The sequence below is a fragment of the Pseudomonas sp. PDM30 genome, from assembly GCF_019218985.1.
In the GTDB taxonomy this organism is placed as follows: Bacteria; Pseudomonadota; Gammaproteobacteria; order Pseudomonadales; family Pseudomonadaceae; genus Aquipseudomonas; species Aquipseudomonas jessenii.
In genome coordinates this window covers 41139-64549 of record NZ_JAHUWM010000005.1, presented here as the reverse complement: position 1 = coordinate 64549, position 23411 = coordinate 41139, and the positions used below count along the sequence as shown (strand labels likewise).

The window sequence follows — 23411 nt, the reverse complement described above, 5'->3', positions numbered from 1 at the left end:
AGCAAGAAATTAACCTTTTCGGTTATTTTTAGCTTGACCTGGTAACCTTTAGGGTTAATATTTGCCTCACTCTTCACCACAGAGCGAGGCAACACCATGCACACCACAGCTACCCTGCACGTCCATCCGGCCGCTGCTGACCCGTTCCGCATCTTCGAAATACGCCGCTTAGCCCGTGAATCTGGCTGCGCATTCATTGCCGCCAAACCCAAGCAAGTCCGCACCATTCCTACCCCCTTCGATCCTAACGACGGGGGACGGGCAGCATGAGCAAGTTCAAACTCGACAATCGCACCCTGCAACTGCTTAACGCCCAGGTCAATCTGAGCGAGACCTTCAATCACGCCCTTCGGTCGACACCACAGCGCGAAGCACTGGCGTTTCGCCTGAAGGTTGAGCGCAGCACAATTGACACCCTTTTCACCGTAGAACTGGGCAGCGAGCGTCATACGCTGACCTTGCAGAACGAAAAAAAGATGCACCTCAAGCTGGCGGACTTTATCGAAGAGATCGCCAACGGTCCTATCGACCCCAGCAACACCACCGACCCACTGAATCTCTCTCATGCAAGTCGCCAATATGCTCGGTTTGATATCGAGAACAGGCAGAGAATGTTCGAGCTTGTACGCACCGGCGGCTCGTTGAGCCTCGACATGGGTTTCGATCTTCCCATCCACGTTGCCATCCATCGGACACAAACCCGTCCAGGTGTCACCACCATCATGAGCATCGGCGTGAAACGTCCACGCACAAAGTGCTTCACCGTGTGCGGTAGCGATGCCGAGATCTACAAGCAAGTGGCCGAATCCATCAACCACCTGGCTGCCGTGGCGACTCCCGCTGCGCATGCAGCCTAGGAGGCCGAGATGGAACGTAGCCTGGAAAAAGCCGCCAAGTACTTCGGACTCACCCGCCCCAAACTGATCGCGCTCATGCGCGAGAAAGGCCTTCTCAACGACCGCAACCTGCCAGCATTCCCGGTTCGCGACCGCGAATACCTGCGGGTCAAAGACGGCACCTGGTATCACGAAACCGCCGGCATGCAGTACTGCCAGTCGACCAAGATTCGCCAAGCCGGCATGCGTTGGCTGGCCGAGCAACTAGGGCTCGAACTGCCCGCCATACCGGCTGACAACCGTGACGTGGCCTAGGGAGTACGCCCGCCAGATCGTCGCTATGCGCACACGCGATGAGCGCAACGCTGCGCTCATCGAAGTGCCGGAGCATCTGCGGGAGCTGACCAAGACGCATTGCCTGAACGCATGGAATCACCCCAAAAGGAGAAAACCACATGAACAGCAACCTGACTGAATTTGGCGGGACAGCAGAACAGGCACCTAAGGATCTTCACCCAGTAAAAGCGAACAAGGACGCGGCATGAAAGGCGCCAACCAAAATCCCTTGCGACTGATGCCGGCACCAGAATCGGTAACTGTAGAACTGCTCTACCGCATCTTCGGCGACGTGCTTATCCCACTTGAAAAAGTGCGCGAACAGTATTTCCGCAACCTCAACGAGCAATCGTTTGTGACCGAGATTAACAACGGCCGAATCCAACTACCGATTACCACGTTGGACAACAGCCGCAAGGCGCCGAAGTACGCACACATACGACACGTCGCCTCGCTGATCGACATCCGAGCCTACAAGGCCGACGAAGAAATGCTGCGACCGCAGGACGAAACAACCGAGTAACCCCCAAAACCGAATGACTGCCACCACCAGTCTATATGGGAGCACGTCGTGACCATAACCAAGAACTGCCGGCACTGCAGGACGGCCTTGCAAGCCGACGAAGAAGCATCACGGCTCTGTGGCGAATGCTGCTGGTTTGCCAAGGACTACCACCGTTACGACGTCTTACGGGAGGAAGGTTACATGCCATTCCACGCCAAGCTGATGTGTGGCCTGGCTGATCCACCCGATCCTGACGACGAATAAACAACCACCAAACGGCTGCCACCACCGGCCAAGCAAAACCACTAGGAGCACACCACATGACCACAATTCAGATTTGCGCATTGATCGCTTTCACCCTTCTCGTCGGCCTCACCTACTGGGCAGGCTATCGCGGCGGCTTGATCGATGGACGCATTGAGGGGATCGACGAAGGCAAAGATATTCAGAACTCTGAAAACTCGGAGACGATCAAAAAACTGAAGCTCTCACTTGACCAGGCTCGCGATTACCACAAGCAACTGCACGCCCACTACGAGCGCGCGTTCGTCGCCTCGAAACTGGGGGAACCAGCACGCCAAACCCTGCTGGATATCGCAGAAAAACTGCGAATCGCCGCAGAGACATTCAGCGCATTTCGCACTGGCAAAAAACTCGATCGAGACACTCGTGCACTTCGCAATCAAGCGCTCGCCATGGCAGCCCTTCTGGAGCCGGCAGCTCAGGAGGATGCGGCATGAATCGAGTTAGCCCAATGCTACGTCTTAACCCACAAGCTGCCGGCGCACTGCAACAGCAATGCTCTAAAGCCACCACTGAGCTGCAGGAGCTGACTCGCTTTCGTAAAGAGTTCGACCTGCAGCTGGCTGAGCTGATTGGTAAGGACGCTCTGCGCAAATTGCACAAGGCAACCCACAACGCCCTGCTGTTGGCCGATCTCGTGAAGGAGGCCGCATGAACTGCATCCTCACCCATACCGGCAATCGCTTTGACCTGTTCGAGCCCGACGCCGACATGATCGACCCACGAGACATCACCCACTCGCTCGCACACCTGTGCCGCTTCAATGGCCACACCCGCGAGTTCTACAGCGTCGCCCAACACAGCTGCATCGTCGCCGAGTTGGTGCCGGAAGAACACAAACTCGCCGCGCTGCTGCACGACGCCACCGAAGCCTACCTCGGCGACATGACCCGACCACTCAAGAAATGGATGCACGCTTATCAGGATTTTGAGGACTGGATCTGGCAGCGCGTCTGCATGCGCTTCGATATCTCCCCCGAATTGCCGGCTTGCGTGCACCAGGCCGACATGATTGCTCTCGCCACCGAGCGCCGCGATCTCATGCCAGCCGATCCGGTCATCTGGGATTGTCTGATCGCCATCGAACCTATGGCTGAAACCATCCGCCCGTGGCCAACCACCGAAGCACGGCTCACGTTCCACCAGCGCCTGATGGATCAACTCGCTATCGAACATCGGAGGAAAGCGGCATGACGCACTCACAGGACCGAATGCAAGTGCAGGCCGCTTTACTCCGCTTCGACAATGGGATCGACACGCCTGTAAAAAACAGTCTCTGCTGCGCAGCAGCAGGCATTACTGCTTTTACCTGGGCCCCTACCGGGGCACTTATACCCCACGAAAAGCTGCGCGGGGCAGCACCCCCAGAAGCAACGCTAAACGCTCAGTCTCGCCCGCTCGCGCAGCCTGTCTTGGGGTACAAGCCCCCGACTCGCTCAGTAAAGTTCGTCATGTACCTCAGGGAGGTGCTTTGGAATCTTGATCAAAGGACGACCCTCAAGCTTACGAAGTTCATTTTCAGCGTTAATTTTGACTCTTTTAAGGTCCGGCAAGTGACGCTCAACGCGACTGTACAAATGACCAATTGCCGGGGATTTTTCGCCTCCAAAATATTTCATCCAATCGTGAAGCTCAAATCTCAGTTTGAGACCAATCTCCATTCTTTCTGGATTCAGCTCACCTTTCTGAATATCTGTAAGGCGTGCCAATTGATCCGAAAGAATAGTTCTACGCATTTCGTTCGTCACATGAAAGTCAGCATAAGCCTCTTCCTCTGGCCCAAGATCGATGAACCGGTAAGCCTCCGTGCACATACAAAGCAATTGCTGAGATCGCGCAACCTCAAGCCTTTTCATATCTTCGGCTCTGACCGATCGCTCATGAAACTTTTGATACATCGGAACAGCGACCGCTATAGCAATCGCCAAAACAGCACCAATCGCTTGCACCCAGCCGGCCGCGTCCGGTGGCAGCCATCCATGTTTCACCCAGTATGCAACCGATCCGACGAGAAGCCACAGAACCGCACCACCCATGAGCAGAAACCACAATACCCAAAGTGTACGTTCAACCATTTTTTCGAAGATATGCGAGCGAGTCATGCCTCATGGGTCCTAGCCATTAAATCGTTCCGAAGACTGCACCATTTTCACAAGCAATTCCAAGGGGAGTTCGCATGAGTATCGCCCGCCGCGCAATGGAGAAACTGTGATGGCCAGCACCGAACTGGGGACTATGCCGCACCCCGAGGTAGACAAAGTATCGGAAGAGGTCATGGCCCATATCCTGGGCATTTCATTTAGAGCACTCGCGACCCGGCGCGCCCGCAAGCAGATCCCCGAAGGCGTCTGGAACAAACTGGGGAATCGCATCATGTACAGCAAAAAGAGATATTACGAATGGGAAGAAGCACAATGGATTTGCCCGATGGAGTTGAACTCTTCCGCAAATCCCTCAGGATTCGTTTTACTTGGAACGGTACCCGCCGAAGCGAAACACTCCCCTTCCCCACGACGCAGAAAGGCATTAAAGCTGCATCCCAATTACGCGATCAAGTAGACAACCTGATCAAGCTCGGCCTCTTGGATGACGCCAAGTACGCCGAGCTGTTCCCTAACTCGACCGTATCGCTCGGCGGCATCCCGACTTTTCATGAGTACGCCCAGTTATGGCTTGATGGCCGAGTCATCGCCCAGGGCACGCGGAACAATTATAAGGGCGCGCTCAACCTGTATTGGATTCCGCCGCTGGCACTGGTACGTATCGACCTGATCACGACCACCCTCCTACGCCGCATCATTGCAGCCACGGAGTGGACGTCACCAGGTGTCCGGCGCAACGCGCTGGTCAAGCTCTCAACAATCTTGGAGGCGGCCGTTGCTGAAGAGCTGATCAAGAAAAATCCGGCCAAGATGATCGATCTCCCAAAACGGGGGCGCAAGGAGATCAACCCATTTTCCCTGGACGAAGCCAACCGAATCATCAATCACCTGTACCAGACACAACATTGGCCCAGTGGAATTTATGCCGCATTCTTTGAGTTCGCATTCTTCACCGGGCTTCGCCTGTCTGAAGTCGCCGCGCTCCGCTGGGATGCCGTTGACCAGGTGAAACGTCAGGTTCATGTCTGCCGCACTGTGGCGTTGGGTGTTGTAGAAGAGCGCACAAAAACCGGAAAGGATCGGTTCGTGCTGCTAAACGAGCGAGCGCTGCACGCGCTGGAGTTCGCCCGCCAGTACGCCGAGCGCCGCGCCAAAGGCATTGGCAAGGTGAAGACCACGCCCTACGTGTTCCCACCGTCGAAGAACAGCGAGTACGTGAAACAGACCTCCGATCTGCACAAACAGTGGTGGCCGGCACTGAAAGCGCTGTCGGTGTTATATCGACCGCCGTACAACTGCCGTCATACTTATGCGACAATATGCTTAATGTCCAACATGAACCCCGCATTCATCGCTCAGCAGCTTGGCCACAGCGTCCAAATGTTGCTGACGACGTATGCGCGTTGGCTCAACTCAAGCTCAGACTGGGCGGAGCTGGAAAAGCTCCAGATTGGTATCAAATCGGTATCAGGCAAAAAAGACCAGCTCTAACCCATTGATAGGTAAGGTAATTGATCTCCACAGCTAACATCACGATGCAGTTCGGCGCCAAGCCGCTCTTCGAAAACGTTTCGGTCAAGTTCAACGGTGGCAACCGTTACGGTTTGATCGGCGCCAACGGTTGCGGCAAGTCGACCTTCATGAAGATTCTCGGCGGTGACCTCGAGCCGTCCGGCGGCCAGGTCATGCTGGAACCGAACGTGCGTCTGGGTAAATTGCGCCAGGACCAGTTCGCCTACGAAGAATTCACCGTGATCGACACCGTGATCATGGGTCACGAAGAGCTGTGGAAGGTCAAGGCCGAGCGCGATCGCATCTATTCGCTGCCGGAAATGAGCGAAGCAGACGGCATGGCCGTGGCCGAGCTGGAAACCGAATTCGCCGAAATGGACGGCTACACCGCCGAATCCCGTGCCGGCGAACTGCTGCTGGGCCTGGGTATTCCCCTGGAACAGCATTTCGGCCCGATGTCCGAAGTGGCTCCAGGCTGGAAACTGCGGGTATTGCTGGCCCAGGCATTGTTCTCCGATCCGGAAGTGCTGTTGCTCGACGAACCGACCAACCACCTGGACATCAACACCATTCGCTGGCTGGAATCGATTCTCACCGTGCGTAACAGCACCATGATCATCATTTCCCACGACCGTCACTTCCTCAACAGCGTCTGCACCCACATGGCCGACCTGGACTATGGTGAGCTGCGCCTGTTCCCGGGCAACTACGACGAGTACATGACTGCGGCGACCCAGTCCCGCGAGCAACTGCTGTCGGACAACGCCAAGAAGAAAGCCCAGATCGCCGAACTGCAAACGTTCGTCAGCCGCTTCTCGGCCAACGCCTCGAAAGCCAAGCAGGCCACTTCCCGCGCCAAGCAGATCGACAAGATCCAGCTGGCCGAAGTCAAGCCATCGAGCCGCGTGAGCCCGTTCATCCGCTTCGAACAGACCAAGAAGCTGCACCGCCAGGCCGTGACCATCGAGCAGATGTCCAAGGGCTTCGACGGCAAGACCCTGTTCAAGAACTTCAGCTTCACCGTAGAAGCCGGCGAGCGCGTGGCGATCATCGGCCCGAACGGTATCGGCAAGACCACCCTGCTGCGCACCCTGATGGGCGAGCTGACCCCGGACGCCGGTTCCGTGAAGTGGACCGAAAGCGCGGAGCTGGGCTACTACGCCCAGGACCACGCCCACGACTTCGAAGACGACGTCAGCCTGTTCGACTGGATGGGCCAGTGGACTCAGGGCGAGCAGATCATTCGCGGCACTTTGGGCCGCATGCTGTTCTCCAACGACGAGATCCTCAAGTCGGTCAAGGTCATCTCCGGTGGTGAGCAAGGCCGCATGCTGTTCGGCAAGCTGATCCTGCAAAAGCCGAACGTACTGGTGATGGACGAACCGACCAACCACCTGGACATGGAATCGATCGAAGCGCTGAACCTGGCGCTGGAGAACTACCCGGGCACGCTGATCTTCGTCAGCCACGACCGTGAGTTCGTATCGTCCCTGGCCACCCGCATCATCGAGCTGAGCCCTAACGGCGTGACCGACTTCAGCGGCACCTACGACGATTACCTGCGTAGCCAGGGTGTGGTGTTCTAAAGGTAGCTACAAGCCTTTAGCTACAAGCTTCAAGTGAAAAGCCCTGTCCTGGTGACGGGGCTTTTTGCATTCCGGGCCAAGGTTTCTTGTTGGTGCATAATTCATCGCGAGCAAGCTCGCTCCCACAGGGGAATGCATTTCAAAATGTGGGAGCGAGCTTGCTCGCGATGAGGCCATGAGGAACAACGATAATGTCACGGCAAAAGTAGTTAGCCTGCTTTCTTTTATCCCAACGCCGCGCCATGATGCAGGTCTCCCACCGCCGCCCGCGAACGAGCCCTCATGTCTGTGCAGCAAGTTGCTCCGCAAAGCTCATTGGCGATCACCCTGCAGATCGTCTCCATCGTTTTCTATACCTTCATTGCCTTCCTCTGCATCGGTTTGCCGATTGCGGTATTGCCGGGTTATGTCCACGAACAACTCGGGTTCAGCGCCATCGTGGCCGGGCTGACCATCGGCTCGCAATACCTCGCCACCCTGCTCAGCCGGCCCATGGCCGGGCGGATGTCGGACAGCGTTGGTACCAAGCGCGCAATCATCTATGGCTTGGCGGGGATTGTGCTCAGCGGCGTGCTGACCTTGCTGTCGACCCTGTTGCAAGGCTTTCCCTTGCTCAGCCTGCTGATCCTGATCGCCGGGCGCCTGCTACTGGGGATCGCCCAAGGGTTGATCGGTGTCGGCACCATCAGTTGGTGCATGGGCCAGGTGGGCGCCGAGCATACCGCGCGGTCGATTTCCTGGAACGGCATCGCGTCCTATGGAGCGATTGCCATTGGCGCACCGCTGGGTGTGGTCATGGTGCAACAACTGGGCTTCGCCAGCCTGGGTATCGCCCTGTCGCTGCTGGCCCTGGCCGCACTGTTGCTGATTCGCAACAAGCCTTCGGTGCCGGTGGTGCGCGGTGAACGTTTGCCGTTCCGGACCGTGTTCGGACGCATTGCGCCGTTTGGCGCGAGCTTGAGCCTGGCGTCCATTGGCTACGGCACCCTGACGACCTTTATCACTCTGTACTACGTCAATCGTGGCTGGACCGGCGCGGCCTACTGCCTGACCGTGTTCGGCGTCTGTTTCATTCTGTCGCGGCTGCTGTTCATATCCGCCATCGGTCGGTTTGGCGGGTTCACGTCGGCCATTGCCTGCATGTGCATTGAGACGGTTGGCCTGGTGCTGTTGTGGCTGGCCCCTTCGACCGGGTATGCGCTCATTGGCGCCGGCCTGACTGGATTTGGCCTGTCTCTGGTGTATCCGGCGTTGGGTGTCGAGGCCATCAAACAGGTGCCCAACTCCAGCCGGGGGGCGGGCTTGAGTGCTTATGCGGTGTTTTTCGATCTGGCGCTGGCGATTGCCGGCCCCTTGATGGGCGCAGTGGCGTTGAACCTGGGATATGCGTGGATTTTCTTCAGTGCTGCGTTGTTGTCGGTGACGGGTTTGGGGCTGACGCTGCTGCTCAAGAGTCGTTCGATGACGTAAGCCTTGGCGCTGACCCTGTGGGAGCGAGCTTGCTCGCGATGGGTCCCTCACATCCAGGATTGATGTCGTCTGACACGCCGCTATCGCGAGCAAGCTCGCTCCCACAGGGTTGTATGCAAATTACTGATCGGCGGTCTGCATCCCCGCCCGGGTCGGCCTGCCCAGGGTGCGCGTGAAGAAGCGTCCGGCTTCGGAGATCAGATTGCGATGAATGTCCTGCCGGTCGACGCCATCGGCATCGGTGCACAGCGCAGGCATGATTACGATCTGCTCGTCATTGCACGGCGCCATGAAGACGAAGTGCCCTGCCCCGGCCAGTAACTTGAAGTCGGGCGCGGTCGGCAGTTTGCGCGCCAGCGCCGCGGCGTTCTTGTCGACAGCCACCAGCTTGTCGCCATCGCCGCTGTAAAGCAGCACCGGCACATGCACATCGGCCAGGGTGTGGCGACCGAACTTCAGGCTCAACGGTGCCATCAGCATCAAGGCGTGGACGCGTGGATCGGCCACCGGTTGCAGGTCATCGCGGTCGACAATCAATTCGCCCTGGGTGTTACAGGCATCGCGGTCATCCGGGCGCTCCTGGCAGTAACGGCGCAGGCGATCCAGGTCCGGGGTCGCGCCGGACAGAATCAATGCGGTCTCGCCACCGGCCGAATAGCCAATGACCCCCACCTGATCGGCATTGACGAACGGCGACAGCATACGATCGCCCAAGGTCGCGGTAATGGCTTCGGAAATCTGGATCGGCCGGCCGTACAGGTTACTCAAAGTACCGAGTCGGCTGTGGTCCCTGGAGTTGTCACCGGGGTGAATCACCGCCACCACGACAAAGCCTTTGCGCGCCAGCGACGTGGCAAGGTCGTGCAGGGCCAGCGGGGTACCGGTATTTCCGTGGGACAGCATCAGCATCGGGAACCGGCCGATGGCGACCTTGGTGTCCTCCCCGGCTTCGACGGTGTAACCCTCGAGCTTGCTGGTGTGCTCCCGATCACTGGAAGGATAGAAGGCAATGGCGCGCATCGGCTGCAAGTCCAGCGGGTCGAGAAAAGTCATCTCGTGGAAGCCGACGCTCCAGTGAGGATGGGGTGCAGGCGCGGCGTGCACTGTATTCAAGCTGCTGAGCAGGCAAATCAGTAAAGTTGCACAAAGACGCATCATGGATGCCCCGCCTTGTTACCGGACTTGAGACGTACGCCCTGGACTGCATGAGTCGGGCCACAATCTGAAACGACCAGAAACAAAAAACTCCGTAACTGGTACTTGCGTAGCCAGAATACAGAGTTTTTTGGGCTTTACCTGAACGGTTGCTTACGTTTACCCAAGCCTTACGCAGCGGCGAACAACTGCTCGCTGATTTGTGCGTGGGCGGCGCTCATGGCCTTGGTGCGCACGTCGTCACCGTAAGCCAGGCCTTCGGCACGGACGATTTCGATGTCGGTGATACCGATGAAACCGAACAGCAACTTCAAATACTCTTCGTGGGCAACACCGGTTGCCTGACCGGCGTGCATGCCGCCGGAAGTCGAAACGATCACGACTTTCTTGCCTCCGCACAGGCCTTCAGGGCCGGCTTCGGTGTAGCGGAAGGTCTGGCCGGCCACCGCGATGCGGTCGATCCAGGCTTTGAGTTGAGTCGGGATGGTGAAGTTGTACATCGGTGCGGCAATCACCACGGCATCGGCAGCCAGGAATTCGGCCAGGGTCGAGGCGCTCAGTTCGGCTTCGTGCTGTTGTGCGGCGTTGCGCAGTTCAGCGGTGGTGCCGGCGGCGACCAGGGTGGTGGCGGAGAAATGGCTGATGGCGTCGGCGGCCAGGTCGCGGTAAGTCACCACGGCGGTTGGCTCGGCGGCTTGCCAGGCTTTGACGACTTCACCGCTCAACTGACGGGAAGCCGAGTTGTCGCCCAGGATGCTCGAATCGATATGCAGCAGTTTCATGTGGGATCTCCAAGTGAGGATCGCCCACAAGGGCGATCTGATGGGACTAATCCTACACACGAAACCAATAGCTGATTAGACGGTAACAATGCGATAGTTCGTCCCACAGATAGGACAATTGGATTCACATCATGCAAGACCTCAACGACCTGTACTACTTCGCCAAAGTCGTGGAAGCCGGGGGGTTCGCCGCGGCCGGACGTTTGCTGGGCATCCCCAAGTCCCGATTGTCACGGCGCATCGCCGAACTGGAAGAGCGCCTCGGCGCAAGACTGCTGCAACGCACCACCCGACAACTGAAACTGACTGCCGTCGGTGAGCGTTACCTCAGGCACTGTCAGGCGATGCTGTTGGAGGCGGAAATGGCCGACGAGGCCGTGGCCAGCATGTCCAGCGAGCCCCGCGGGCGTTTGCGGGTGTCCTGCCCGGTTGGGCTGGCCCATGAAATATTGCCGGGGGTGATCAGCGACTTTCTGGAAAGGTTTCCACAAGTCCAGCTGGAGGTCATGCTGCTCAACCGCCGGGTCGACCTGGTGAACGAAGGCATTGACGTGGCCCTGCGAGTGCGGGAGCTGGGCGACGAAGACCCGCTGCTGGTGACCCGCCGCCTGCGTCAGGCGCAGATGCTGATGGTCGCCAGTCCCGGCTTCCTCGTTGGCCGAGAGATCAACCATCCCGACGATCTGAAAAACCTGCCGGTGCTCGGCGCCCTCGAGGCCGACCGCATGGTGCACATCCGCATGCTGGATCAAAAAGGCAAAAGTTGTGAACTGGCGCTCGAGGCCCGGCTGGGCATCGATGACTTTATCGTGCGCAAGGCCAGCACCCTCTCTGGCCTGGGCTTTACGATGCTGCCCATGATGTATTGCGAGCAGGAACTGGAAAACGGCGCACTGGTGCAGTTGTTGCCCGACTGGTCGTTGCCCGGTGGCTGGCTGCAAGCGGTCTATCCTCATCGACGCGGGGTCATGCCGGCGGTACGCGCCTGGATTGACCATCTGGTCGAGTCATTCAATGCCTGTGGGGAACGATTGTTATGAAAGCCGGACGGATGAGCGAAGAGGATGTCGCGAAATTCTGCCTTACCCTGCCCGGAGTGCGGGAAGACTATAAATGGGGTGGCGTGCGGGTGTTTTCGATTGCCGGGAACAAGATGTTCGCCTTGCAGGGCCTGCGGGGTGATTCTCTGGCCTTCAAGGTCGACAAGGATCTGTTTCTCGGTCATTGCGACCGCCCGGGGATTCACCCGGCGCCTTATCTGGCGCGCGCCCAGTGGATCATCATGGAAACGCCCTACCCGCTCGCCAGCGAAGAACTACAACGCTTGTTGCAGCGCTCCCACCAGTTGGTGGTGAGCAAACTGCCCAAACGCACTCAAGTCGGCTTGTTGCTCTAGGGCCTTGTCGATCAGAACAAGGCGAACAGGTGTGCGCCGAGGAACAGGTGGTCGATCCAGAACACCTGGTGCATGAGCACGATGATCCAGAACACCAACTGGTAGGAGATTTTGCGGGTTTTGTGCCGGAACGCTTGCTGCGCCAGCAAGGCACCGGGCCAGCCGCCGGCGAGCTCCAGCGCATGCAGGACATTCTCCGGCGTACGCCATTGCTCGGCGCGGGCCTTGCGCTTGTCGCTCCAGTACAGGAAAAACGTCACGATGCTGACGATGCCGTAGGCTGCCAAGGGAATCAGCGACACCCCGTGCAGCCATGAAGACACCGACCCCGACAGCGGCAACGCACACAGGATTGCAAACACCAGCCACTTCAGCCGTGGATGACGGATCTGTCCCCCGGGCTGGCGCCCGGGGTTATTGCGCGAGCTTGAGTCACTCACGGCTTGACCGCGCTCCAGTCGACCCAGCCGAACTGCCAGGTCGCCAGGATGATCAGGCCGAACACAATGCGATACCAGGCAAACGCCGCATAGCTGTGGTTGGCGATGAACTTGAGCAGCCCGCGGACCGCGATCATCGCGAAGACGAACGCGGTGACGAAGCCGATCGCGAACACCGGGAAATCGGACGGGACAAACAGGTGACGGTATTTATAGCCCGAGTACACCGCTGCGCCGACCATGGTTGGCATCGCCAGGAAGAACGAAAACTCGGTAGCGGTCTTGCGCGACAGGCCGAACAGTAACCCGCCGATGATCGTCGAGCCCGAACGCGAAGTGCCCGGAATCATCGCCAGGCATTGGGCGAAGCCGACTTTCAGGGCATCTTTCCAGGTCATGTCATCCACCGTTTCGGCGTGGACTTCATGCTGCCGGCGCTCGGCCCACAACATGACGAACCCGCCCACGACCAGCGCCGCTGCCACGGTGATCGGATTGAACAGGTACTCGTGGATCATGTCGGCGAAGATCACGCCCAGCACCACGGCCGGGAAGAACGCAATCAACAGGTTCGCGGTAAACCGCCGAGCGCTCGGCTGGGTCGGCAGGCCGATGACCACATCGAAGATCTTGCGTCGAAACTCCCATACCACCGCCAGGATGGCACCCAGCTGGATAATGATGTTGAACGCCATCGCCCGCTCGCCCCCGAAGCCGAGCATGTCGGCCACGATGATCTGGTGGCCGGTGCTGGAAATGGGCAGGAACTCGGTCAGTCCTTCTACAACCCCAAGTATCAATGCCTGAAAGGCGGTCCAAAGATCCATCAATCCCCCAAAAGGCTATGCGCGCCGGCATGCCCCGTTAATATTTTTCCAAAGCTTGAATTGCGATCAGCCTAGCTGAAGCCCCGCGCATCAAGGATCACCACGGAACCGTCAAAATCCTGTGAAAAAACAATCCTGATCCGGGTTTACCCGCGCGGGGCCGGAATCCTATCAGACAAGTCCGATTGGCGCTGCCGCGTTATCGCGCACCAACGAAGCACACCCTGCTCCACGGGATTCCCGACGCCAATCCGGTTACAATCGGCCCCTCTTCGATTTCACCAAGGAACCTCCATGTCGGGGCTTGAACTGTTTGCCGCCACCCTCGGTGTCATTGCCGTCTGGCTGACGGTCAAACAGAACACCTGGTGCTGGCCCATCGGTCTGGTCATGGTGCTGCTCTATAGCTGGATCTTTTTTGAGGTGAAGCTGTATTCGGACATGTTGCTGCAAGTCGTCTATGCCGCCTTGCAGCTTTACGGCTGGTGGCAGTGGACACGGGCTGGCGAAACGAGCCATGGCCGCGAAGTCAGTTGGCTCGATTCCCGTTCCGTGGCGTTGAGCCTGGCCATCGGCGCACTCGGCAGCCTGTTGCTGGGGGCGGCCATGGCCCACTGGACCGACGCCGCGCAACCCTGGCTCGATGCGGCGCTGACCGGATTCAGCCTGGTGGCGCAGGTCTGGATGGCGCAAAAACGTGTCCAGTGCTGGCCGCTATGGATCGCCCTGGATGTGATTTTCGTCGGACTGTTCATCTATAAGGACCTGTACCTGACCGCCACCCTGTACGGGCTGTTCGCCGTTATCGCCGTGCAGGGCTGGCGCCAATGGCGCGCCGATCCGGCGTTGCGCGCATGAAAGTCCTGGTACTCACAGGCCCTGAATCCAGCGGTAAAAGCTGGCTGGCGGCCGAGTTGCAACAGCGTTTCGGCGGGATCCTGGTGGACGAGTATGTGCGCTGGTTCATCGAGCACAATCCCCGGGACACTACCTTGGCCGACATTCCGGACATCGCCCGCGGTCAATTGGCATGGGAAGACGAAGCCCGTGCGCAACAACCGTCTTTGCTCATCCTCGACACGCACCTGCTGAGCAATATCCTCTGGAGCCAAACCCTGTTTGGCGACTGCCCCGCCTGGCTCGAACAAGCGCTACTGGCCCGGCATTACGACTTGCACTTGCTGCTGTCGCCGGAACACGTCGAATGGACGGATGATGGCCAGCGTTGCCAACCCCGATTGTGTGAGCGCCAGGCATTTTTCGAGCAGACCTTGGCCTGGCTTGAGCGCCACGCCCAACCGGTTCAAGTACTGCGCGGAGATTGGGCAGAACGCCGATTCCAGGCACTGAACGCCGTGACCCGATTGCTCGGCGCCTGACCGGCCTTTTGGGGCAATTTCCCCACTATCCCCCCCTGTCCCGGGGGAAAAGTGTCCGGTCCTGAAACACCCTTCCCGCCTCAAACCGCCTGTTTAAGCGCTCTTCACCGCTGGATCATCGGATTTGTTAAGTCATTGATACAGCACTGCTGAACCCCTTGTTCCAGAGCGATTTATCCACAAATAAGGGCTGCCTGCGCAGGGTTTCGTCTCACCTTTGAAACATTCTCGGCAAAGGCTATCCGGACAATATCCATAAGCCATTGAATCAACGAGATATTCAAAAACCGGCACAGCTTTCGCTCTCTCCTTCAAAAAGCCGACCAGAGCCAGCCCACATGAGAAGGAAAGACCGTCGTGGGGATACTCGATAAACATGCCTTGACGTGCCTGCTGCTGATCGCGAGCGCTGCAGGCGCGGTTTTCAGTTTTGACGTTCAAGCCGAAGGCAACGGCGTCATCGTGCTTGATCGAACCATTCACCCGACGCCCATCGGTCGCAGCGGCGGCAGGGATCCAAACCCCAACACCCTCAATGCCAACCCATCGGCCCGCGTCACCGGCGAACTCAGTGACGCCGACATCGCCGGGGTCACCACCGGAACCGCCCTTCGCCACAACAACGGGCAAAGCCTGGGTGGCCTGCAAGGCCTCAACGCCGTCACCAACCCCAACGGTATGCCCGGCATGTCTGTCGGTCACGGTGGTGGCAGTGGCAGCGCCATTTCCGGAACCATCAACCGCGCCATGAGCAGCGGCCTCGGCTCACTGGGCAGAATGGCGGGAGGCCAATGAGATGTGTCGATCCCTGCTGTTATTTGCCCTGCTCGGCTGCACCAGTGTGATGGCCGACTCGGGCGTCAGTTCGGTGAACAACGCCACCCTCCAGGATTCGGGTACTCAATACCGCGGCAACTTCAACGTCAACCAGGCGGCTGGCGATCAACAACAGCAGGCCAACGTCCGCGCGATCGCCATTGGCACCCAAGCCGGTGCGATCACCAGCGTCCGGCAGAAAATCACTACGCCCGCCAATCCGTCGATGGACGCGACGGCCACTATCGGCGGCTCCTCCTTCAGTAATGGCAACGGCGTACTGGGCGTCAACCAGAGCGCCGGGGCGAACAACCAGATGGCCAACGCCATGCGCATCAGCATCAGCGCCGCACCGCAAGCCATCGACGATAGTGCCCTTTCTCAACAGAGCGTGGCGTTGTTACCGAACTCGGGAGCAACTGGCGCCCCAAATGGCAGTCGCCAGGTCGTGACAAGCGACCAGGCCTTCACCGGCAGCCGGGGAGTGATCCAGGTAAACCAGAGTGCCGGGGTGGGGAACCGAATGGCTAACACCCTGAGTATCCGGGTCGCTGACTGACCCGAAACAGTGCGATTAGGGAAGCACCAACACCTGACCAACTAATGAGCACGGAGAAACACCATGAACCCGACAACTGCTCTCAAACCTCTGGCTTTCGCTCTGGCAGCAGTGATGGCATTTGCAGCACAAGCAGGCAGCCTTGATGATGATCAAGGCAGCGGCCAGAGCGATGGCCAGAGCAACAACCATCAGCCTAAAGGCCCGACGCTGGAACAAATTCTGCAGATTACAGCAGGCGCCGGGGCCGCCGTGCTGGACTCGCAGGAAAGCAGTGACAGCAGCGTATTGAGCCGGGACACCAGGAACGACGCTAGGGTCGATAACTCCCTGAACAACTCCAACGGCAACATGGGCGCCAACGTTGCAGCCGGTAACGGCAACCAGCAAGACAACGCCGCCGCCCTTGCCACGGCTGACGAAAGCTTCATCTTCGGCACCGCGGTCGCCGCCTCCAGCGCGACTCAGAAGAGCACCGGCAACACCGCCAGGAAACACTCCAGCACCAACAACACAACGCTCAACAACGCAGGCAACAGCGGTTCCGGCAACATCGGCATCAACGTGACCACCGGCGACTTCAACCAACAGAAAAACAACCTGGCGATTGCCGTTTCGGGCGGTCGTGTAGCGCAAGCGGCGGCGGCGGCCAACCAAAGCACGTCCGGGCTGAACGTCACCAACAACGCCAACCATGACGACAGCACCCAGACTGATTTCGCTACCGTGGGTGTACTCGGTCTGGCGGGTGTAACCACTCAACAAGTGATCACGCCAGAGGGCTGGAAAGCCCCTGTAACCAACAATGCGTCGATAACGGGCTCGATGAACAACTTCTCCGGCAACGGCGGAGCCAACGTATCGTCTGGTGTGGGCAACCAGCAAAGCAACTCGCTGTCCATCGCCGCGGGCTGCAAGTCCTGTCTGTAATCGCGATTGCAATGAAAGCCCCGGCGACGGGGATTTTCCACAGTCCCAAGGCGTATCGATCATGCGTAAGACTGTCCTTTTCGCCCTGCTCTGCCTGTCTGGCCTGACCCAGGCTGCACAGATGCCGGTTGCCGCCCTGCCGGGCGGCGTGCTGGTGTACAAGCACGTACAGAGTTTGCGCGAGCGCAAGTTCAGCGACATCGTCGAACAAAAAACCGATTTCAGCTGTGGCGCCGCCGCGCTGGCAACGATACTGCGCCAGGCCTATTGGCTCGACGTCGATGAGGAGCACATCATCAAGGGCATGCTGGTCACCGCAGACCAGGACCTTGTGCGTACCCAGGGTTTTTCAATGCTGGACATGAAGCGCTACATAGAGCGCATCGGCATGCGCGCCCGGGGCTACAGGATCCCGCCGGAAAGACTCGAATCCGTGACGATTCCGGTGGTGGTATTGATGGAAATTCGCGGCTACAAGCACTTCGTGGTGTTGCAGCGGGCGGACAAGAACTGGGTGTATATCGGCGATCCGGTACTCGGTCACAAACGCTACTCCCATGATGACTTTGTCAAAGGCTGGAATGGCATTATTTTCGCTATCGTCGGTCCCGGTTACGACAAGACCAATGCGTTACGCAGTCCACCGGAACCGCTGACAGCCAAGAACAAGATGGATAACTTCAACCCGGTCAAAGATGCCGAATTGATGGATTTTGGTTTCATACAGAGCGACTTCTTTTAATCGCCAACAAGATGATAGGGGGCAGGATGCTCCGGGAGCAGCAAATGAAAACCTCGTATTGGGTGGTCGCTGTCTGTCTGGCAGCGAACACTTCAGGTTTTGCTGATGAGTTCAGACCCATCGAAATCAAGGACCAGGAACTGGCCGAGTTGCGTGGCCGATATGTGATGCCGGGGCGGGTCATCAGCTTCGGTGTCGTCATGAGCAGTACCTGGCGCAATGCCAGTGGTGACCTGATCGGAGCCTCCACCTCGATGCAGCTTCAAGCCGCAACGGTCAAGCCCGAGTTCTATGTTTCGACCATCAAGCAATCGGGTCATGGCGGTACGTCCAGGTCAGGCAGCGGTCACGTGTCGGGGGGCGCAGCCCTGAGCACTTCCCGGGGGATAACCCAGGTCACACGGGCCGCAGGTGATGGCAACAGCGCAAACAACAACATCGCCATCAACGTCAAAGAGGCCAGCACGGCCCCGGCACTGGTGGCGGGCCAGGGCCAGGCGCTGATAGCCGGTCAAACCATCACCGGCAGCAATGCCGCAGGCAGTGTCGCGGTATCCGCGACCAGCGGCGGCGTTCAGATGGCCATTACCGCCAACAACAACCAGGGCACCAGCCTGCAACAAGTCGCCCAGGGCGGGTTGCTGCAAAACACCCGGTTGCTGGGCAGCAGCAATGTGGTCGACAACATGACTCAACTCAACGTAGTGCTCAACAATAATGGCCCGAGTGCGGGGGCATTGGACTGCAACCTCAACCAACTCGCTGCATTACGGACCATGGGCTATTGAACTACGCTGAGTCTGGACCATTGGGCACAAATGGACGGCATATTTCATGTACCGATCAGTATCACTGCGTGCAGTTGCATGCTTGAGTGCTCTACTCCCGGCGGCGATGTTGCAGGCAGCACCTGACCCGGAACTGGAGGCTCTCAAACAAGAGCTCCTGGAGTTGAAACAACGATACGAAGTACAGCAAAAAGCCCTGGCGGTTCTCGAACAACGGGTCCGCCAGGTCGAAGAGCAGCCCGCCTCGCCCGCTCCCAAACGCCTGGCCAAGTCGCCAGCGGATCTCAAGGGCAATCCAGGCGTCGGCACCGGCGCCGCAGCCGCCTCGGGGGGGAGCGGCAGTTCTTATGGACAATCGCTGGCCAATGACTCGCAACCGGCGCAAAGCGTTTCGAACCTGTATGACGAGGCCAGCGGGTTTTTCGGCGGTGGCAAGTTCAGCGTCGAAACCGGGATAACCTACTCCCGCTACGATTCCCGCCAACTGGTCCTCAACGGTTTTCTAGCCCTGGACTCGATCTTCCTGGGCGCTATCAACCTGGACCGGATCAAGGCCGACACCTGGACGCTTGACCTCACCGGTCGCTACAACTTCAACAATCGCTGGCAGTTCGACCTGAACGTGCCGGTGGTCTACCGTGAGTCCACGTACCAGTCCGGTGGCGGCAATAGCGGCGCCGCAAACGTCACGACCGAAGACACCGTCAAGGAAGACCCGACCATAGGTGACGTCAACTTCGGTGTTGCCTACAAATTCCTCGACGAATCGGCCAACACGCCGGATGCCGTGGTGACCTTGCGCGTCAAGGCGCCTACCGGCAAAGACCCATTCGGCATCAAGCTGGTTCGGGTGGCCGATAACTCAAACCTGGCCGTGCCTGAATCCTTGCCTACCGGTAACGGCGTCTGGTCGATTACGCCGGGGATCTCCCTGGTCAAGACGTTCGACCCGGCGGTGCTGTTCGGCAGCCTGTCCTACACGTACAACATGGAAGAGTCTTTCGACGACATCAGCTCCAACCCGGCGGTCGAGACACCGGGCAAAGTCCGCATTGGCGACAGCTTCCAGATCGGCGCCGGCATTGCGTTCGCCTTGAACGAAAAGATGAGTATGTCGTTCTCGGTCTCTGACCTGGTGCAACGCAAAAGCAAGCTCAAGGAAGATGGCGGGGATTGGCAAGCGGTGGTCTCCAGCGATGCCAACGCCGGTTACTTCAACATCGGCATGACCATTGCGGCCACCGACAGCCTGACCATCGTGCCCAACCTGTCCATCGGCATGACGGACGATGCCCCGGACTTCCAGTTCAGCCTGAAACTCCCCTACTACTTCTGACCCGAACAAAAACCCCGCTGCAACTGCAATCGCAGCGGGGTTTTGGTTTGCGGCCGGGGTTCAGCGAATCTGGTGCTTGTGCAACAACCGGTAGAAGGTCGGTCGCGACACACCCAATACTTTGGCGGCGACACTCAGGTTATCGCTGTGGCGACTCAATACATCGCACAACGCCTGGCGTTCGGCCCGGGACTTGTATTCTTCGAGGGTGCCCATCGGCGCTGCGAGCGTATGCTGACTGATTAACCCCAGGTCACGGGCCTCGATCTGCCGGCCTTCGGCCAACACCAGCCCGCGACGAACGCGGTTGGCCAGTTCGCGAACATTGCCTGGCCAGTCGTGTTTGCCCATGGCAATCAACGCGTCTTCGCTGAAACTGCGTGGGCGGCGCCCGGTTTCATGGCTATAGAAATGGGAGAAATGGTTGGCCAACACCGCCAGGTCGCCATGGCGCTCGCGCAGCGGAACAGTCGCCACTTGCAGTACGTTCAAGCGGTAATACAAATCTTCGCGAAAGCGCTTCCTCTCGATGGCGGCTTCAAGGTCGGTATGCGTTGCCGCCAGAACCCGCACATCCACCGGAATCAGCTGACTGCCACCGACCCGCTCGATGTGTTTTTCCTGGAGGAACCGCAACAGGTTGGCCTGCAACTCCAGTGGCAGGTCACCGATCTCGTCGAGAAACAGGGTGCCACCGTTGGCGGCTTCTATCCGTCCGACCTTGCGTTGGTGCGCGCCGGTAAATGCGCCTTTCTCATGGCCGAACAACTCGGACTGGATCAAATGCTCGGGAATCGCACCACAATTGATCGCAATGAAGGGTTTGTTGTGACGCTGGGACTGACGATGCAGGGTTCGTGCGACCAGTTCCTTGCCAGTGCCGCTTTCACCGCGAATCAACACCGGAGATTCGGTCGGAGCCAGTTTGCTCAACAGCTTTCGCAGCTCACGAATAGGTTTGCTGTCGCCCAGCAATTCGTGCTCGGGCTGGTCGACATAGACCGTGCCCTGCCCGCGCAAACGCGCCATGCCAAACGCCCGGCCCAGTGTTACCTGAACCCGGGACACATCGAACGGCAAGGTATGAAAGTCAAAAAACCACTCACAGACGAAGTCGCCGACATTTTGCAACCGCAGTACTTCCTGGTTGAGTACGGCTATCCACTCGGTGCCGCTGCGGCTGATCAGCTCTTTGACGGCCTCCGGGTGCTCAAGGTGATAAGGCTGCAAGCGCAGCAAGCCCACGTCACAGGTTCGGTCAACGGCGTTCTCCAGCGTGCAGCTGTCAACGTCCCAACCGATGGCGCGCAATCCAGGGACCAGGCGATAGCAATCGTCACAGGGGTCCACCACTAACAAACGTCGTAAGGCAGGCGCATCACTCATGACTGATCCTTGGCGCCAAATTTATGAAAATTTAATAAAAACAGTCATTTGGCAGACCTGGCTGTAACATTAGCAAGAATTTGACAGGGCCTTGTACTGTTTGACTATAGGGATGTCACAAAACCAGTTATAAGTTGCGATTACGTTAGTTGCCTAACGACTCTTTCCTTTCATTCAGCTTTCAATGTCAGGCTCTTCCTTGAATCTGTGAAATAAAGTGGAAATTTCTTTTGATTGTGTGTGACCCGAACCCCGGTTGCGGGCATCAGTACAAGTAACCAGCTGAACGGTAAGCCCAACCGTCGGCCTATCACTTGATTGGGCATACAGAGAGAAGACCCTATGAACGCCCCGCTCCGTATCAACGAAGCACTTCTGATTGCCGACCGCGCATTTAAACCATTCAAATGCGTGGCCTGGGCCCCACAAGACGGCAATGGCGAACTCAGCCTGACCGTTATCGACCGCACCAGCACCCGCATTGGCCGCAAGCAGATCCCAAGCAGCGCCTATTCCGATCCCGCGCAACTCGAACTGCTGCTGGAACAGGCTCGCGCCGAATTGAGCGAGGAAGGTTACACACTGCAGTCGTGGTCGATGCCGCACTAATCGTTTTGCGGATTACTCCGGGGTAATCCGCGCCTTTTTCCTGTCTTTAGTTCGCAGTTTTTTCTGGCCGCGCACACTACGTGACACTGTTTAATTCGAACTTCACATACGCCTGATACTTTGCAGGCTCGCCATTGGTTCGAAAAGACACTGTTGTGGCACACAGCGACCCTCCGTCTGTTAGTTCTTACCGTTGTGCATCCCTTCATTCAGGGATTGAATAATCTTCCTATCAAGTCGCCACCCAAACCTCTGGATCAGGACGACTCGCAAGGAGATGCGGTGCATGTCAAGCCAGTCCGCTTTTGCCTACTCCGCAGCCCGGAAAAACGCCGGGGCCCTCGATACGACGTTTGCCGCCAACGGCAAAACCCAGGTCTATTTCGCCGACAGCCTTTTCAGCTTGGCCAATGACGTTGCGATCGATGCGCAAGGTCGCTTGCTGGTAGCCGCAAAAGTCGGCATGGCCGATGGCACCCGCTTTGGCCTGGCCCGCTTGCTGGCGGATGGTTGCGCAGACCTGACGTTCGGCAAACAAGGCAGTGTCATCGGGCAATTCGAACCGGGGTTCGAAGCCATGGGCACCAAGGTCCTGATCCTGCCCGACGGCAACATCCTGTTGGCTGGCCTGCAATACGTAAACGCGCACCGCACGCTCCCGGCCCTGGCATTGCTGGATCAGGATGGCCGCCTGGTGCAAGGCTTTGGCGATAATGGCCGCCGTGTCGTGCGATTGCCTGGCGATCTGTCCCTGGGCATGCGCGATATCCGGCTGCCTCTGGGTGTGCCGGGTGCAGAAGCCTGCGATGTGGCCATACAGCAAGACGGCCGGATCCTGATCCTGGCCAACCATCACTACGAACTGGCCGATCACGTCGGCATGTTGATACGCCTGGATGTCGAAGGCTCGCTGGACTGCTCGTTCAACGACCGCGGCTTCGTGATGGTCAGGCACCTGCTGATGAATACCTGGCTCAGCAGCCTGACGGTACAACGTGATGGCCGAATCCTGGTCGGTGGATCGATCAATTTTCCCGAGGAAGGCTTGCTGGCACGCTATCACCCGGACGGGCGCCTCGACGACCGATTTGCCGTGGATGGATTCATGACCTTCAAGGCGCAAGGGCATGGCGCCCGGGTCAGCCGGGTGGTCCAGCAAAACGAAGGCGAAATCCTGTGTTTTGGCAGCAGTCGCGAGCCGATGCACTGCCTGACATTTAAAATGCACAGCAACGGGCGCCCCGACAGTCATTGCAACGGAGGACATCCGCAGCGGCGGGAAATCGGTTACAGCGGATGCCAGTGGACCGCCGCACAGTTACAACCTGATGGCAGTGTGCTCACGGCGGGCGCCACCATCGGCGGCGTCGAAGCAGACTTCATTCTCGGGCGATACCTGCCCAACGGCCTTCCCGATCGCCGTTTTGGCAAAGGCAGCGGCTATACACGTACGCGCCTGGGCCCCAGCCTGGATACCGCCACCTGTGTCGCCGCGCACGCCGATGGAAACATTGTAGTGGGAGGCTATTCGCTGCACGGAAACTACAAGGCGGTCATCGCTCGTTTCCAGGGATAAACACCGGCATTTTTCCTGCGCTTGATCTTCTCGCGCGCTT

28 protein-coding genes are annotated in these 23411 nt (G+C 58.4%); 22 read left to right on the top strand and 6 right to left on the bottom strand.

Translation table 11 applies throughout. The features are described 5' to 3' along the window. Nucleotides 1–266: 266 nt before the first annotated feature. The 7 genes from KW840_RS13820 to KW840_RS13790 all read left to right on the top strand — a co-directional run bounded on the left by KW840_RS13820 (nucleotide 267) and on the right by KW840_RS13790 (nucleotide 3174). Complete coding sequence (locus tag KW840_RS13820) at nucleotides 267–857, top strand: hypothetical protein (RefSeq protein ID WP_218495616.1); 591 nt, start codon at nucleotides 267–269, stop codon at nucleotides 855–857. Between the two features lie 9 nt (nucleotides 858–866). Beyond that, nucleotides 867–1151, top strand: coding sequence for a phage antirepressor KilAC domain-containing protein (locus KW840_RS13815; RefSeq protein WP_218495614.1), 285 nt, complete (start codon nucleotides 867–869; stop codon nucleotides 1149–1151). A 226-nt stretch (nucleotides 1152–1377) separates the two neighbouring features. Continuing rightward, nucleotides 1378–1695 carry a pyocin activator PrtN family protein gene (locus KW840_RS13810; protein ID WP_218495612.1) on the top strand — a complete coding sequence of 106 codons (318 nt, stop codon included), beginning with the start codon at nucleotides 1378–1380 and terminating at the stop codon, nucleotides 1693–1695. A 48-nt stretch (nucleotides 1696–1743) separates the two neighbouring features. Further along, the gene (locus KW840_RS13805; protein ID WP_218495610.1) at nucleotides 1744–1941 is read left to right on the top strand and encodes a hypothetical protein; all 198 of its coding nucleotides are present in this window, start codon (nucleotides 1744–1746) and stop codon (nucleotides 1939–1941) included. 56 nt (nucleotides 1942–1997) lie between these two features. After that, a complete protein-coding gene (locus KW840_RS13800; RefSeq protein ID WP_218495608.1) occupies nucleotides 1998–2417 on the top strand; it encodes a hypothetical protein in 420 nt (139 codons plus the stop codon). Beyond that, nucleotides 2414–2635 (top strand): hypothetical protein, encoded by a 222-nt coding sequence (locus tag KW840_RS13795; protein ID WP_218495607.1) that lies wholly within the window; start codon nucleotides 2414–2416, stop codon nucleotides 2633–2635. Before KW840_RS13800 ends, KW840_RS13795 begins: the two co-directional genes overlap by 4 nt. Further along, a complete protein-coding gene (locus tag KW840_RS13790; protein WP_218495606.1) occupies nucleotides 2632–3174 on the top strand; it encodes a phosphohydrolase in 543 nt (180 codons plus the stop codon). The genes KW840_RS13795 and KW840_RS13790 overlap by 4 nt, the downstream gene beginning before the upstream one ends. A gap of 242 nt (nucleotides 3175–3416) precedes the next feature. On the opposite strand, the gene KW840_RS13785 is transcribed toward KW840_RS13790, so the two are convergent. After that, nucleotides 3417–4082 carry a hypothetical protein gene (locus tag KW840_RS13785; protein WP_218495605.1) on the bottom strand — a complete coding sequence of 222 codons (666 nt, stop codon included), beginning with the start codon at nucleotides 4080–4082 and terminating at the stop codon, nucleotides 3417–3419. A 297-nt stretch (nucleotides 4083–4379) separates the two neighbouring features. Here KW840_RS13785 and KW840_RS13780 point away from each other — a divergent pair, with 297 nt between their 5' ends. From KW840_RS13780 to KW840_RS13770, 3 genes are all read left to right on the top strand, one after another. After that, nucleotides 4380–5573 (top strand): tyrosine-type recombinase/integrase, encoded by a 1194-nt coding sequence (locus KW840_RS13780; protein WP_218495604.1) that lies wholly within the window; start codon nucleotides 4380–4382, stop codon nucleotides 5571–5573. A gap of 20 nt (nucleotides 5574–5593) precedes the next feature. Then, nucleotides 5594–7180: an ABC-F family ATPase gene (locus KW840_RS13775; RefSeq protein WP_033052720.1), complete on the top strand. Its 1587-nt coding sequence runs from the start codon at nucleotides 5594–5596 to the stop codon at nucleotides 7178–7180. A 282-nt stretch (nucleotides 7181–7462) separates the two neighbouring features. Continuing rightward, a complete protein-coding gene (locus KW840_RS13770; RefSeq protein WP_218495603.1) occupies nucleotides 7463–8650 on the top strand; it encodes an MFS transporter in 1188 nt (395 codons plus the stop codon). Between the two features lie 120 nt (nucleotides 8651–8770). Here the strand turns inward: KW840_RS13770 and KW840_RS13765 are convergent, their stop codons facing one another. Continuing rightward, nucleotides 8771–9808: a dienelactone hydrolase gene (locus tag KW840_RS13765; protein ID WP_090455340.1), complete on the bottom strand. Its 1038-nt coding sequence runs from the start codon at nucleotides 9806–9808 to the stop codon at nucleotides 8771–8773. A 167-nt stretch (nucleotides 9809–9975) separates the two neighbouring features. Further along, nucleotides 9976–10587, bottom strand: coding sequence for an FMN-dependent NADH-azoreductase (locus tag KW840_RS13760; protein ID WP_218495602.1), 612 nt, complete (start codon nucleotides 10585–10587; stop codon nucleotides 9976–9978). Nucleotides 10588–10718: 131 nt separating this feature from the next. Here KW840_RS13760 and KW840_RS13755 point away from each other — a divergent pair, with 131 nt between their 5' ends. Both KW840_RS13755 and KW840_RS13750 read left to right on the top strand, forming a co-directional pair. Continuing rightward, nucleotides 10719–11627, top strand: coding sequence for a LysR substrate-binding domain-containing protein (locus KW840_RS13755; protein WP_090455344.1), 909 nt, complete (start codon nucleotides 10719–10721; stop codon nucleotides 11625–11627). Continuing rightward, nucleotides 11624–11983: an MmcQ/YjbR family DNA-binding protein gene (locus KW840_RS13750; RefSeq protein ID WP_218495598.1), complete on the top strand. Its 360-nt coding sequence runs from the start codon at nucleotides 11624–11626 to the stop codon at nucleotides 11981–11983. The genes KW840_RS13755 and KW840_RS13750 overlap by 4 nt, the downstream gene beginning before the upstream one ends. Nucleotides 11984–11994: 11 nt before the next feature. Here KW840_RS13750 and KW840_RS13745 read toward each other — a convergent pair whose 3' ends face one another. Together KW840_RS13745 and KW840_RS13740 are read right to left on the bottom strand one after the other, a co-directional pair. Then, nucleotides 11995–12423 carry a DUF1294 domain-containing protein gene (locus tag KW840_RS13745; protein ID WP_218495596.1) on the bottom strand — a complete coding sequence of 143 codons (429 nt, stop codon included), beginning with the start codon at nucleotides 12421–12423 and terminating at the stop codon, nucleotides 11995–11997. Beyond that, entirely contained in the window at nucleotides 12420–13250 is an 831-nt protein-coding gene (locus KW840_RS13740) for an undecaprenyl-diphosphate phosphatase (RefSeq protein WP_057714745.1), read from the bottom strand. The genes KW840_RS13745 and KW840_RS13740 overlap by 4 nt, the downstream gene beginning before the upstream one ends. 294 nt (nucleotides 13251–13544) lie before the next feature. Here KW840_RS13740 and pnuC point away from each other — a divergent pair, with 294 nt between their 5' ends. The 8 genes from pnuC (at nucleotide 13545) to KW840_RS13700 (ending at nucleotide 19800) form a co-directional block, all read left to right on the top strand. Then, entirely contained in the window at nucleotides 13545–14108 is a 564-nt protein-coding gene (pnuC, locus tag KW840_RS13735; RefSeq protein ID WP_218495593.1) for a nicotinamide riboside transporter PnuC, read from the top strand. After that, nucleotides 14105–14629 carry an AAA family ATPase gene (locus KW840_RS13730; RefSeq protein WP_218495592.1) on the top strand — a complete coding sequence of 175 codons (525 nt, stop codon included), beginning with the start codon at nucleotides 14105–14107 and terminating at the stop codon, nucleotides 14627–14629. The genes pnuC and KW840_RS13730 overlap by 4 nt, the downstream gene beginning before the upstream one ends. A 357-nt stretch (nucleotides 14630–14986) precedes the next feature. Next, nucleotides 14987–15424, top strand: a complete 438-nt coding sequence (locus tag KW840_RS13725; protein ID WP_218495590.1) for a hypothetical protein — start codon at nucleotides 14987–14989, stop codon at nucleotides 15422–15424. Nucleotide 15425: 1 nt separating this feature from the next. Continuing rightward, nucleotides 15426–16004, top strand: coding sequence for an adhesin (locus KW840_RS13720; protein WP_218495587.1), 579 nt, complete (start codon nucleotides 15426–15428; stop codon nucleotides 16002–16004). A gap of 63 nt (nucleotides 16005–16067) precedes the next feature. After that, nucleotides 16068–16934: a heme utilization protein gene (locus KW840_RS13715; RefSeq protein WP_090455352.1), complete on the top strand. Its 867-nt coding sequence runs from the start codon at nucleotides 16068–16070 to the stop codon at nucleotides 16932–16934. Nucleotides 16935–16995: 61 nt separating this feature from the next. After that, nucleotides 16996–17676, top strand: a complete 681-nt coding sequence (locus KW840_RS13710) for a C39 family peptidase (RefSeq protein ID WP_057714739.1) — start codon at nucleotides 16996–16998, stop codon at nucleotides 17674–17676. A gap of 26 nt (nucleotides 17677–17702) precedes the next feature. Next, nucleotides 17703–18464, top strand: a complete 762-nt coding sequence (locus KW840_RS13705) for a hypothetical protein (protein WP_079246748.1) — start codon at nucleotides 17703–17705, stop codon at nucleotides 18462–18464. 46 nt (nucleotides 18465–18510) lie between these two features. Beyond that, nucleotides 18511–19800 carry a hypothetical protein gene (locus KW840_RS13700; RefSeq protein ID WP_057714737.1) on the top strand — a complete coding sequence of 430 codons (1290 nt, stop codon included), beginning with the start codon at nucleotides 18511–18513 and terminating at the stop codon, nucleotides 19798–19800. 60 nt (nucleotides 19801–19860) lie between these two features. Here KW840_RS13700 and KW840_RS13695 read toward each other — a convergent pair whose 3' ends face one another. Next, the gene (locus tag KW840_RS13695; RefSeq protein ID WP_218495585.1) at nucleotides 19861–21186 is read right to left on the bottom strand and encodes a sigma-54 dependent transcriptional regulator; all 1326 of its coding nucleotides are present in this window, start codon (nucleotides 21184–21186) and stop codon (nucleotides 19861–19863) included. A 342-nt stretch (nucleotides 21187–21528) separates the two neighbouring features. Between KW840_RS13695 and KW840_RS13690 the strand changes: the two genes are divergently transcribed. Next, nucleotides 21529–21795 carry a hypothetical protein gene (locus KW840_RS13690; protein WP_057714735.1) on the top strand — a complete coding sequence of 89 codons (267 nt, stop codon included), beginning with the start codon at nucleotides 21529–21531 and terminating at the stop codon, nucleotides 21793–21795. Between the two features lie 286 nt (nucleotides 21796–22081). Continuing rightward, complete coding sequence (locus tag KW840_RS13685; RefSeq protein ID WP_218495584.1) at nucleotides 22082–23371, top strand: hypothetical protein; 1290 nt, start codon at nucleotides 22082–22084, stop codon at nucleotides 23369–23371. Nucleotides 23372–23411 lie beyond the last annotated feature (40 nt).